Source organism: Blautia glucerasea, assembly GCF_013304385.1.
GTDB classification, from domain to species: Bacteria; Bacillota; Clostridia; order Lachnospirales; family Lachnospiraceae; genus Blautia_A; species Blautia_A ammoniilytica.
On record NZ_JAAITU010000009.1, the window covers coordinates 42280 to 54600 of the forward strand.

At 43.8% G+C, this 12321-nt stretch carries 10 protein-coding genes; 2 read left to right on the plus strand and 8 right to left on the minus strand.

From position 1 onward, the window contains the following. Window positions 1-150 precede the first annotated feature (150 nt). Both G5B11_RS05515 and G5B11_RS05520 read left to right on the plus strand, forming a co-directional pair. Window positions 151-846, plus strand: a complete 696-nt coding sequence (locus G5B11_RS05515) for a response regulator transcription factor (protein WP_158421203.1) — start codon at window positions 151-153, stop codon at window positions 844-846. A gap of 23 nt (window positions 847-869) precedes the next feature. After that, complete coding sequence (locus G5B11_RS05520) at window positions 870-3479, plus strand: sensor histidine kinase (RefSeq protein ID WP_173727143.1); 2610 nt, start codon at window positions 870-872, stop codon at window positions 3477-3479. Between the two features lie 81 nt (window positions 3480-3560). Here the strand turns inward: G5B11_RS05520 and G5B11_RS05525 are convergent, their stop codons facing one another. The 8 genes from G5B11_RS05525 to pstC all read right to left on the minus strand — a co-directional run bounded on the left by G5B11_RS05525 (window position 3561) and on the right by pstC (window position 12240). Continuing rightward, window positions 3561-4496 (minus strand): ROK family protein, encoded by a 936-nt coding sequence (locus tag G5B11_RS05525; RefSeq protein WP_173727144.1) that lies wholly within the window; start codon window positions 4494-4496, stop codon window positions 3561-3563. An 86-nt stretch (window positions 4497-4582) separates the two neighbouring features. Then, entirely contained in the window at window positions 4583-5485 is a 903-nt protein-coding gene (gene alsK / locus G5B11_RS05530; protein WP_158421206.1) for an allose kinase, read from the minus strand. Between the two features lie 15 nt (window positions 5486-5500). Next, window positions 5501-6178: a D-allulose 6-phosphate 3-epimerase gene (gene alsE, locus G5B11_RS05535; protein WP_173727145.1), complete on the minus strand. Its 678-nt coding sequence runs from the start codon at window positions 6176-6178 to the stop codon at window positions 5501-5503. Between the two features lie 784 nt (window positions 6179-6962). Then, window positions 6963-8834, minus strand: coding sequence for a leucine-rich repeat protein (locus G5B11_RS05545; protein WP_244092925.1), 1872 nt, complete (start codon window positions 8832-8834; stop codon window positions 6963-6965). Between the two features lie 216 nt (window positions 8835-9050). Next, the gene (phoU, locus tag G5B11_RS05550; RefSeq protein ID WP_173727147.1) at window positions 9051-9740 is read right to left on the minus strand and encodes a phosphate signaling complex protein PhoU; all 690 of its coding nucleotides are present in this window, start codon (window positions 9738-9740) and stop codon (window positions 9051-9053) included. Between the two features lie 5 nt (window positions 9741-9745). Beyond that, a complete protein-coding gene (gene pstB, locus G5B11_RS05555; RefSeq protein WP_158422489.1) occupies window positions 9746-10504 on the minus strand; it encodes a phosphate ABC transporter ATP-binding protein PstB in 759 nt (252 codons plus the stop codon). A gap of 4 nt (window positions 10505-10508) precedes the next feature. Next, complete coding sequence (gene pstA / locus G5B11_RS05560; RefSeq protein WP_173727173.1) at window positions 10509-11357, minus strand: phosphate ABC transporter permease PstA; 849 nt, start codon at window positions 11355-11357, stop codon at window positions 10509-10511. 25 nt (window positions 11358-11382) lie between these two features. Beyond that, complete coding sequence (gene pstC, locus G5B11_RS05565) at window positions 11383-12240, minus strand: phosphate ABC transporter permease subunit PstC (protein WP_173727148.1); 858 nt, start codon at window positions 12238-12240, stop codon at window positions 11383-11385. Window positions 12241-12321: the final 81 nt, after the last annotated feature.

The window sequence follows — 12321 nt, forward strand, 5'->3', positions numbered from 1 at the left end:
GCCATACTACCAATAATGTGCTACCCTGATACAAATGCGAAAAACTGTTTAAATCTCATAAATTTTATGAATTTCATAAATTCTTAAGACTTTCCTTTCGCCTATCTTAAAAAGGAATTGTTACGATCTGACCATTGGAGGTAAAAGAAATTGGCTAATATATTAGTATGTGATGATGACAAAGACATTGTAGAAGCGATCCACATTTATCTGCAGCAGGAAGGCCACCAGGTTCTGAAAGCCTATGACGGAGTTCAGGCTATGCAGGTTCTCCGCACCCAGGAGGTAGACCTTTTGATCATTGATGTGATGATGCCCAGGCTGGACGGGATCCGTGCCACACTAAAGATCCGTGAGGAAAATTCCCTTCCCATTATTATCCTGTCTGCCAAATCCGAAGATGCAGATAAGATCCTGGGGCTGAATGTAGGGGCAGATGATTATGTAACAAAGCCCTTTAATCCACTGGAGCTGGTGGCACGGGTCCGCTCCCAGCTGCGCCGGTATATGAAGCTTGGCTCTGTTTCCCAGGAAAAAAGCGGCCATATCTACGAGACCGGCGGCCTGATGGTAGATGATGACCGTAAAGAAGTTACAGTGGACGGAGAACCGGTACGGCTTACCCCTATTGAATACAACATCCTGCTGTTATTGATCAAGCACCAGGGACGGGTATATTCCATTAACCAGATTTACGAAAATATATGGAACGAACAGGCCATAGCAGCGGATAATACCGTAGCTGTACACATCCGCCATATCCGTGAAAAAATAGAGATCAATCCAAAAGAACCCCGTTATCTGAAGGTTGTATGGGGTCTTGGCTACAAAGTAGAAAAAATCTGATTTTTTTTCTGAAAGGAGTTCTTATGAATCACAAATTTTACAGAAGCCGTCCCATGAAAGGTCTGGTCTGGATCCTGACCTGTGGTTTCCTGTGTGTATCCCTTGTATGTGGACTCTTTCTTTCTTACATGCTAAGCAAAGACCAGTCCCCTATACAGATGTCTGATACCTATCCAAAATCCAGCATGTTTGCAGACGATCTTAATACCGCTGCTGGAAAGATCGCCGCTGCTTACTCAAATACTTCCCGTTTTTCTTCTGTTGCAGATGATTCCTGCATGATCGACCTGGATGAAGTTTTAAATGACCAGCCTCTTTCCGGCAAAAACACTTCCGGCCTTGCCTATTCCTTTTCTGATCTGAAGAAATGGGTCAGTGACGACTGGTCTTATGATTCTGATCCGGGCCACACAATTGTGATCTGTGAAAAAGAAGACGGCACAAAAGAATATTTCCCGTTCTCTGATTTTCAGGATCAGATAAAAAACGGCACTCTTAACTTCCGGTATAACCAGCAGTTCCTTCATGATGATGTGTGGACAGAGAAAGAAGCATATAACATGATCATGGATGAGCTGGAGTATGACTATGTTGAAAAAGAGTTTTCTGTCAATGCCCTGACCGGAATTTATGGCAGCGATAAAACTACTTTGAAATATGTAAGTGTTTCCAGCTGTACACAAACCCCTTTGGTGGAGGACTTTTCTCCGGAAGGAGGCACCAGTCTCCTGGATATCCTGAATCATGATCCAAATTGGAATGACCGTGTCCTGGATGCACTGAATGCTCTGGAAAAAACATTATCTTTAGTATCCGCCTATATGGACAGCCAGAATGTGCTCCAGGAATATGAATCTGATTCCAACCTTACCTGGCTTTTAGTAGACAATGAGAATAAAAAGGCTTTTTCCAATCAGGAAATCTCCTACTCTTCGGCAGCATCTCTTCTGTCAAAGATGAAGCAAACACCGGTATATGTTCGTACCGGCTCTGACCGCTCCTTTGAAACTGCAGGAACTGCCATCAGTAATACAGGCCATGGCATCCTGTCTGTTTCTGCCTGGCTGCAGAATATAGAAAATCACCTTAACCTTTCAGATTATACCTTTGCAATGGCAGTGGATACAGACTATCCTGCAGCAGATGTTTTTTCTGCCCATGCTGACACTTATCAGATCTGCCAGAAATGGGCACGGCCTGCCCTGGCCGGTTTTGCTGCCGGTTTGATCCTTACACTGATTGGTTCCCTATGGCTTTGCTTCAATGCAGGCAGAACTTCAAAAGACGGTAATATCCACCTTACATTTACTGACAGATGGTTCACTGAGATTTACTGGGCAGTGCTTTTCCTGATCTGGTTCCTGCCATTTGTTTATGTAATAAACCATAGCACCTTGGTCACGCTTTATGAAAATGCACAAAACGGAAGAAAAGCACATGCTTTTGTACTTATATCCCTTTTGTTATATACCTTTGTCCTGATGCTTTCCTTTGTCCTTGGCATGATCCGCAGGATCCGTACCAAAACCTTCTGGAAAAACAGTCTGACCTGCAGGATTCTCTCTCTGATCCGGCTGTTCTTCCGTAAATCAAAAGATTTTTTTGCCCTGTATTTTACCAACACTGCCCTTAAAATAACCCTGACCCTGGGGCTGGCTGTTTTCCTGTTTTTCCAGTTTATTTTTTCCATACTTGCTGTAAATACTCCGCAGGTTTTCCTGCTTCTCCTGTTTGTTATGGATGCAGCCGCACTGGTATGGGTGCTGAAAAAAGCAGACGGCCAGGATCAGATCACCCTTGGGCTTAAAAAGATCACGGAAGGAGATCTGCAGTATAAAATACCGGTTGACCATCTGAAAGGCAATCAGAAACGTACAGCAGAATATATCAATAATATTGGCAGCGGGCTGGATGCTGCTGTTGATAAAAGCCTTCGGGATGAACGGCTGAAAACAGAGCTGATCACCAATGTTTCCCATGACATCAAAACACCACTTACTTCCATTATCAATTACATTTCCCTGCTGAAACAGGAGAATTTTACAGATCCAAAGATCTGTGGCTATCTGGATATCCTTGATGAAAAGGCCCACCGCCTGAAAACACTGACAGAAGATGTGGTGGAAGCCTCCAAGATCAGTACCGGAAATGTTTCCCTGAATATCCAGCCTTTGAATTTTACAGAGCTTGCCCAGCAGGTGTGCGGAGAATTTCAGGAGCAGTTCCAAAGCAGGCAGCTGACCATTGTTACCCTTTTCTCTGCCAAACAGCCCACCATCCAGGCTGACGGTCAGAAAATGTGGCGAGTGCTTTCCAATCTTTTTACAAATATCTATAAGTACGCAATGGAAGGCACCCGGGTCTATATTTCCCTGGAAAATCAAGGGGCTGAGGTTGTTTTTACTGCTAAGAATATTTCCGCACAGGCTCTTAACTTCTCAGCTGACCAGCTGACAGAACGCTTTATACGCGGGGATCTTTCCAGAAGCACAGAAGGCAGCGGTCTTGGCCTTTCCATTGCCAAAACCCTGACAGAACTGCAAAAAGGCAGCTTCCGCCTGTATCTTGACGGAGATCTGTTTAAAGTAGTGATCACCTTCCCTGTGGAAAAGGAATTACATGAGGAAGCATAAATAAACAAGCAAAATAAAAAACCAGATGCAGATCCTTATTTATGGTCTTCACCTGGTTTTTATTTTGCTTTTATTTTACTTTTATCTCCACTTTCCTTCAGCAGCAAGAAGAGCACCTACGATCACCGCTTCATCCATCAGTCTGCAAGGTTGGATCAAATAAGTTCCCTGATTTGCCACAAATGCATATTCCTTTGTAAACCTGCGGATCCGTGAAAACAGAACCTCTCCCATTTTAGCTACGCCTCCGCCAATAAGGATCTTCTGGATTCCTCCAAGAGCCAGGACATTGGCCAATCCGATAGAAAAGCTGGAAGCGATCCGATCCAGTTCTTCCATACAGAAAGCATCTTCCGCCTTTACCCCATCTCCAAGATCCTGACAGGTGATCCGCTCTCCGGTCTTGTACAAAAAAGAACTTTCCGGTACATAGCCAGGCTGATTCAGACGGGTCTCAATGCTTCTGCCGGAACAGATCAGCTCCAGACGGGTCATTGCCCCTGGTGTACTGCTCTGCCAGTCCGGGATCAGGCTGTTTCCCAGATAGCCTGCCCCAAAACCGATCCCATCATAATTTTTCCCGTCAATGTAAAGGCCGCCGCCGATGCCAGTTCCGATGTTGGTATAAAACATGGATTTTGAACCGATCCCGGCACCGCAATAAAGCTCTGCAATCCCACCGGCTACGGTATCATTCACGATCACTGCCGGAAGATGAAATTCTTCTTCAAACCACTTTTTCAGCTGAAAATCCTTCCATCCCGGAACCTGAAGTGAACAAAGCACACGACCGGTTGAGGACTCCAGCGGTCCGCCAAATCCAACGCCGATCCTGGACACATCCGGATGCTCATCAAGCAGCTCCCTGATATTTTCGGACAGCCAGTCAAGAATGTCCTCTGCGCCTCTTTTATACTGAAGCTTTACATTCCTGCTGACAATAATATTTCCGTTCCCATAGCCAACCCCGATCTGCTGCTTGGTACCGCCGATTTCTACGCCAATATATTTATTCATGCCACTGGGCTCCATATTTCTTTTCCATATCTGAGATCATCTGCACACGCATTGCATGACGGCATTAATACTTTTTTACATTTATGTTATTTTACACTGGCAAAATAAGCCAGAGCTCCACCGATCACACCACTGGTCTGAGTATGCTCAGGGAAAATAAACTGAATATCCTCTGCCGGATAAGGATGTCTGCAGCGTATTCTGATCTGCTCAAGAAGCCTTTCCATAGGGAAGTCCTTCATGATCATCACACCGCCTGCCATTAATACATAGTCCGGATCCAGAATCGTGATCTCTGTACTGATAGGATAAGACAAAATATCTATATATTCCTGGATCACCGGATCATCTCCGTGTTTTGTGAAAATATCATCGATCACTGTATCCGGGAAATATTCCGCCCTTATTTCCTGCAGATGCTTGCCTGAACAATGAAGTTCACTACATTCTTTGCCGCCGCATCCACACTGTCCATGGGCACCTCTAAGTGGAATATGACCAAGCTCTCCTGCAACCCCATGCTTTCCGCAATGAAGACTGCCATTTATATACACGGCATTTCCAAAGCCAGTGCCAAGATACATACCAAGAATGGTTTTGTCACGATCAGGATCAATATCAAAATTCTTGATATCATTCATCAGGAGATAGTTCACATCCCTGTCTACAAACACCGGCATCTGAAGGGCATCTCTTAAAAGATGTCCCAGATCCATGTTCTCAAGACCTTTCAGGTTTGGAGAAGAATAGATAAAACTCTTATCCTTGCTTACTGCTGACGGAACTCCGATAGTGATAGCCAACTCTTCTTTATTCAGCTGATATGTATCCATATATCTGAGTATCTCGTTTTTTAGATTTTCAACTGCATTATCGGATACCAGAGAACCACTGGATTTCTTTTCAAAATGTTCCAGATTTCCATTGTGATCCACAACTCCGAACCGCAGGTTGGTTCCTCCGATGTCAATTCCGATTACTTTTTTCATAGATTTCTCCTGTCCTCAGGCATTCACTTCCTGATTGAAGTCTGCGATCATCTTATCCCAGGCTGTTTCCAGATTGGAATCCAGTCCAAACAATCCTGTAGAACCTACAACGAACACTTCTGTTCCAGCTTCCGTCAGCTGCTTGAAGGTTCTCTTATTGCAGGATCCGTCTACCTCGATCAGATAATGATATCCATTTTCTTCCTTCAACTGTTTCAGTTCCCGGATCTTGTCTAACATTTCCGGGATGAATGGCTGTCCGGAAAACCCAGGATCAACGCTCATTACTGTGATCTTGTCCAGCTTGTGGATGTAGTGCTTAATATAAGATACCGGTGTTGCAGGATTCAGTACAACGCCAGCCTTGCATCCATTATCATGAATCTTGTTGATGATACGAAATGCTTCGGAATTGATAGTCTCAGCATGAGGGCAGATAAAGCCTGCACCGGCTTTTGCCAAAGGTTCAATAAAATCATCCGGTGTAGTTACCATCAGATGACAATCCAGCGGAATGTCACAGATGGGATGAATCGCTTTTACAAAATCCGGGGACAGAGTAATATTTTTAACAAAATGTCCATCCATGATATCTACATGATAAAAGTCTGCACGTTTATTCAGAATCTGGATCTGCTCTTTGATATTAAGAAGATCCATACACATTAATGAAGGATTAAACATTGGTTTCATTTTTTTCTCTCCTTAAGCCAAAAACTGTAACTTTATTTGAATTTGTAACATGATCCGGGTGTGAAAACACCTGAATCCAGATTATTTCTTACTTACTACGAAATGGTCGATTGCAACAGAGATAATGATCAGAGCACCCATTACAACTCCCGGGATCTTACCTTTATCACCCATAAAGCTTGTTCCACTGATGATGGAAGCTTGCCTACGAAAAGGTTTTCTAAAATAGATAACTCGTTAATTACACTTAATTCCTGGCAAATAATACTGATGCAACCTTCATAGAAATCTTAGTAAAGTCTCCATATTACCATTTTTCTCTGTTATTATAAAGTGAACGTGCTCCTTTCCTGTATATTTTTTATAATTTGTAACATATTTCAAATGTTTTTGCACATATTTGTTAAGTAAAGGATTACACGAATGATGGACAACTTCTTTTCATTCATAGTATTAACCACCTTATTTTTCGTTGCGTAAACCTTTACGTAACTTATGATGTAATCATAATACCCGTGTTATGATTTGTCAATATACCTTTTATCATTTCGTCAGTTTCGCTTATTTGAAGCATTATTTTTATGCACATTTCACAACACGCAAACAGAGCTGCTTCCTCAGCCCTGGAAACAGCCCTGCTTTTCAAGAATGCCTCGGCATTCTTGCTGCGAGGTGCGCGTCATGCAATTGCATGACATACTTCTCCTGCGCACCTCTGCAATCCTGCCGGAGGCTATATCAGCCGGGGGATTGACTCCCAGCTGATATAATATTTGAGAAAGAGTTATTTACGGATAACCTTAATATCCTTTGTGATCTTTGCAGCCTTTAAGTACTTTTTGTATGCTTTGTATTTTGCTTTTGGAACGTAGATCTTTGCTCCCTTCTTCACCTTACGGAAGGCATTTACCTCAATCTTCTTCACTGCTTTGGATCTGATGGTGATCTTCTTCAGGTTTCTGCAGCCCTCAAAAGCCTGTCGTCCGATCTTTGTGATCTTCGCTCCTATTGTTACCTGAGTAAGCTTCGTATTATTTCTGAATGCTTTTGCATTGATAGACGTAACCTGATATGTATAGCTGCCAAGCTTTACATATGCAGGAATGGTGATCTTTTTCTCTGTTTTCTTTACAGGACGCATTACCGTTACAGTCTTTTTGGAAGCTGTGGATGCTGTCACCTTGTAGATCAGCCCTTTTACCTTATGTTGGCTTCCCTTCTTAGGAAGAGCAGGCGCAGCTGTAGGTGTTGATGTCTGTGCATTTCCCGGTGTTACACTTTGCTCCGGTGCCTTGGTAGGTGTTGGTGCTGTACTAGGCGTCGGTGCTTCTGATGGCAACGGTGCTGTGCTTGGCGTCGGTGCTTCTGACGGCAATGGTGCTGTGCTAGGCATCGGCTCAGTACCACCAGACCACTTGGCATACAGATCTGTAATATAATCAGACCGAGTGGTCCAGAACGGGATCTTCCAGTCAGCATGTCCGGTCGTATCATAAGTCCGGTCATCCTGGAAGCCGTAGAACTTCTGGCTGAAATTCTCGTCCAGGTACCAGCCCTCAAACTGATATCCAGCCCTCACCGGGGTAAAACTCACATCCGTATATTTATACGGATAGGTAGAATCCTTATCCCGATCCACTTCGCTGATCCAGGTATCCAATCCGTTCACTGTGCCGCCGTTCCCATGGAATACAGCGGTATAGCCCTTATTAAAGCTGAACCAGAAATCTCTGTTTTGAGAATTGTTGTCATCGGCAAATAGAGCAAAATATCCAGGCCAGTATTCAAACACATAATAGGTCTGTCCATTTTCCTGTTCCTTCACAGCCTTTTCCCCAAACAGAGAGTGTCCCCCATTATAAGAGCCTATTGCAGCACAATGATTTCCTTCTTTTACAGGTGCCCAGATCTTTACTGTACGAGGTTCCAGAGTTGCTACCGTATATGTGGATGGATTGTTTTTCCCCTGAAGCGTACCTCCATCCAGATCATAGGTGATATCGCACTCTGGATCAAAAATCTTCAAATACATGGATTCCCGCCGAAAATTATAAGTCCTGATCGTTTGTCCTGTCAGATTATTTTTTTCATCCAGCAGACCACTTGTAGACTGCCCATCCGTCAGATAGGCCAGCCCCTGTCCATTACCGTAGATCTGGATCACTTTGTCTGTGTTATTCTTAAAGCCTGTGATCACTTCTATGGAACTGCCCTGCTGATTGTAAACCTTGCCTGTAACAAACTCCAGACCCTGCAGCACATTATTCAGCCTGTCATTCTCAATACCTGACTTATACCCATCTGTAGGAAGCCCAGAAATATAGGAAGCGGTGTAGGGTCCTGTTTTCATACTTTCCTTGGTATAATAAAAATATTTCTCTACATCCATGGATACTACCTGCGTAATGTGCTCAGGTTCGCCACTGGTCTGAGACACATCCTTCCTGCCTTCCATCTTCACGGTATCCCCCGGCATAATCGGACCACAATAAAAGTCATTTTCTCTTGTAACTGTTTCTGTTGCATTTACCTGGCACGTGGTACCTTCTGTACATATGAGATCCCTTGCTGCTGCCGGAACCTGGGTCAGCATCACTGCTGCTGCCGCTGTTCCCAAAACCACTGCCAGCCTGTGCAGCCATCTTCCTTTTTTCATTCTCAATAATCATACCCTCCTTTTCCTTCAGTCAGTCTTTTCTCTATTTTACTATATATTTTCTTATAAATTATGATATTTCCGATTTTGTCATTGCCAAAACCGGAAAACTCCCTTAAACGCCAAAAAGAGCTGCCACGTTTTCATGCAGCAGCTCCCTATAGGGGATAGGGTCAAAACCCTTAACAAATTATAGACAGATAGTTGCTTCATGAATTATTTCATAAAAGCAGCCATCTCTTTTTCAAAATCATACTCATGCTCGTTATTTCTGTGCTCTCCTGTAATGGCAAACTCCACCCATTCAGCAATATTCACGGCATGATCACCAATCCTCTCAAAATATTTTGCAGTCATAAGAATATCCAGACCAGTACGCGCATCAAGCTTTTTTCCGTAGATCTGATCCGCCAGATTCTCCTTGATCTCATTGAAAGCATTGTCCACAATGTCATCACTGTTGATCACATATCTGCTCTTTTTAAGATCCATGTCCACAAAAGCTTCAATGCTTCCCTGAACCATATGTACCGTAGCATCTGCGATTCCTGCAATATCTGCGGACACCTTTACTGCTGCAGTATCCATATGAAGCGCCAGATCAGCAATATCTGCAGCCTGATCTCCGATTCTTTCCATATCTGCCACCATACGAAGTGCAGCTGAGATCCGCCGAAGATCTCCGGCAACCGGCTGCTGAAGAAGCAGCAGCTTCATGCATTGTCCTTCAATCTCACGCTCTTTTGCGTCAATATCCCGATCCGTTTCAAATACCTGACGGACGACCTGATCCCCGCCTCCACGAACAGCTTCTGCGGAAAGAGTAATCGCCTGTTCGCACAGATTTCCAATTGCGATCATCTGTGCATGCAATTCTTCCAGCTTTCTTTCAAAATGCGTTCCCATAGTCTTTAACCAAACCTTCCTGTAATATAGTCCTCTGTTCTCTTATCCTGAGGCATGGAAAACAGCTTCTGTGTCTTGGCAAACTCTACCACTTCGCCTAATAAGAAGAATCCTGTTTTGTCGGAAATTCTGGTTGCCTGCTGCATATTATGTGTAACGATCACAATGGTATAGTCCTTCTTTAATTCCATTGCCAGTTCCTCAATCCTTGAAGTAGAAATAGGATCCAGCGCAGAAGTAGGCTCATCCATAAGAAGAACTTCCGGCTGCACTGCCAGAGCTCTTGCAATGCAAAGACGCTGCTGCTGGCCGCCGGACATCCCCAGTGCGCTCTTTTTCAATCTGTCCTTAACCTCGTCCCAGATTGCTGCATCACGCAGGGATTTTTCCACAATCTCATCCAGCTTTGCCTTGGAACGGATCCCATGTGTTCTTGGTCCATAGGCAATATTATCGTAAATACTCATAGGGAATGGATTGGGCTTCTGGAAAACCATACCTACTCTTTTTCGCAGCAGATTCACATCCATATCTCCGTAAATATCCTGTCCATCCAGTTCTACTTTTCCTGTGATCTTACATCCTTCTACCAGATCATTCATCCTGTTCAGGGACTTTAACAACGTAGATTTTCCACAGCCGCTGGGGCCGATAAATGCGGTTATTTCCTTCTCAGGTATTTCCATATTGATATTCTTTAACGCATGGAAATTGCCATAATGCAGATCCATATTACTGATCTGGATTTTCGTTTTTTCACTCATAAAATTATCCTTTCGCTATCCTTTTTGCCACACGGCCGGACAGCCAGTTAATAAGCATTACAAAGAACAAAATGATCACAGCCGTTGCTGCTGCCTGGTTCATGTGCAGACCTTCACAGGAAAGTACATACATATGAAGAGCCAGAGTACGTCCTGAGCCCATCAGGCTGTCCGGAATTTTCGGAAGTGTACCGGAGGTATAGATCAGCGCAGCTGTCTCACCAACTACTCTTCCTACTGCAAGGATCACACCTGCCAGGATCCCTGGAACTGCAGAAGGAAGTACAATAGTAAATATCGTCCGAAGCTTTCCTGCACCAAGGCCAAAACTGGCTTCCCGGTAGGAATCAGGAACTGATTTTAATGCTTCCTCTGATGTACGCATGATCAGTGGAAGGATCATGATCACCATCGTAAATGCACCTGCAAGCAGGGACATTTTCCACTTCAATGCTGTTACAAAAAACAGCATACCAAACAGACCAAATACAATGGATGGAATACCTGAAAGTGTTTCTGCCGTAATACGGATCACATTCACAAGGCGGCTTCCTTTTTTTGCATATTCTACCAGATAGATTGCTGCAAAAATTCCCAGTGGTGCAGCAATTGCCAATGATACGATTGTCATGATAAAGGTATTGATCAGCGCCGGAACAAGTGAAACATTATCGGATGTATATGTGAAGGAAAACAGATCCTTATTCAGATAAGGAACTCCTTTTACCAGTATATATGCGATCAGGAATAATAACACTGCAAAGGTTATACCTGCTGCCAGGATCGTTAAAAATTTCAGGATTTTTGATCCAATATATTTAGGTTTTGCTGGCTTCGTCCTTGTATAAGCCATAGAACCTCCTATCGTCATTGCTGCATCACCCTTCATTTTCGCTCCTCCTGTTCAGCAGAGAAAGACTGAGATTTATGATCAGAATAAATACAAACAACACAACAGCCGTTGCGATCAGTGCCTGTCTGTGCAATCCGGTTGCATACCCCATATCTGTTACAATATTCATTGTCATTGTACGCACACCTTTCAGCAATCCTTTTGGCATTCTGGGCTGATTTCCGGCGATCATTACCACTGCCATGGTTTCTCCGATGGCACGGCCGATCCCCAGTACAATACCTGCCAGGATTCCTGATTTTGCCGCCGGAAGCATAACCGCATATATGCTTCTTTCTTTTGTAGCTCCAAGGGCAAGCGACCCTTCATAATAGCTTTCCGGTACCCCCCGGATGGCTGCTTCTGTCACACCTACAATGGTAGGTAGGATCATGATCCCAAGCAGAATAATTGCAGCCAGCATGCTGGCTCCAGGTCCGCCGAATACGTCCCGGATCAAAGGAACGATCAGTACAAGTCCAAAAAATCCATATACGATGGATGGGATTCCGGCCATCAATTCAATCCCTGATTTCAAAACACCATAAATCCTTTTGGGACAATATCTGGCCATAAATACGGATGTTAAAACCGCAATAGGAACTCCTACCAGAATTGCTCCACCAGTAACATAAATGCTGGCAACGATCATTGGAAGGATTCCGAATTTGTTGTTAGAAGGTTTCCATTCCTGTCCAAACAGAAACTTTAATGGTCCGATCTGTTCAATGGTAGGGAGTCCATTGGCAAACAAAAAAATACAGATCAGAAGTACTGCCAGAACAGAAGTGCATGCAGCGATCAGAAATACCATCTTCATGCCTTTTTCTTTTACTCGATTCATAAATACACCTGTCTTTTTTAATAGATACAGTTACATGTTACAACGCCGATGCCCTGTTATTTCCAAAGCACCGACGCCGTT

Bases quoted from the DNA above. Each gene is read 5' to 3' on its own strand.
- phoU (WP_173727147.1), bottom strand. From the start codon at position 9,740: ATGGGAACGCATTTTGAAAGAAAGCTGGAAGAATTGCATGCACAGATG.
- pstC (WP_173727148.1), bottom strand. From the start codon at position 12,240: ATGAATCGAGTAAAAGAAAAAGGCATGAAGATGGTATTTCTGATCGCT.
- G5B11_RS05525 (WP_173727144.1), bottom strand. From the start codon at position 4,496: ATGAATAAATATATTGGCGTAGAAATCGGCGGTACCAAGCAGCAGATC.
- pstA (WP_173727173.1), bottom strand. From the start codon at position 11,357: ATGGCTTATACAAGGACGAAGCCAGCAAAACCTAAATATATTGGATCA.
- G5B11_RS05520 (WP_173727143.1), top strand. From the start codon at position 870: ATGAATCACAAATTTTACAGAAGCCGTCCCATGAAAGGTCTGGTCTGG.
- alsK (WP_158421206.1), bottom strand. From the start codon at position 5,485: ATGAAAAAAGTAATCGGAATTGACATCGGAGGAACCAACCTGCGGTTC.
- pstB (WP_158422489.1), bottom strand. From the start codon at position 10,504: ATGAGTGAAAAAACGAAAATCCAGATCAGTAATATGGATCTGCATTAT.
- alsE (WP_173727145.1), bottom strand. From the start codon at position 6,178: ATGAAACCAATGTTTAATCCTTCATTAATGTGTATGGATCTTCTTAAT.
- G5B11_RS05545 (WP_244092925.1), bottom strand. From the start codon at position 8,834: ATGAAAAAAGGAAGATGGCTGCACAGGCTGGCAGTGGTTTTGGGAACA.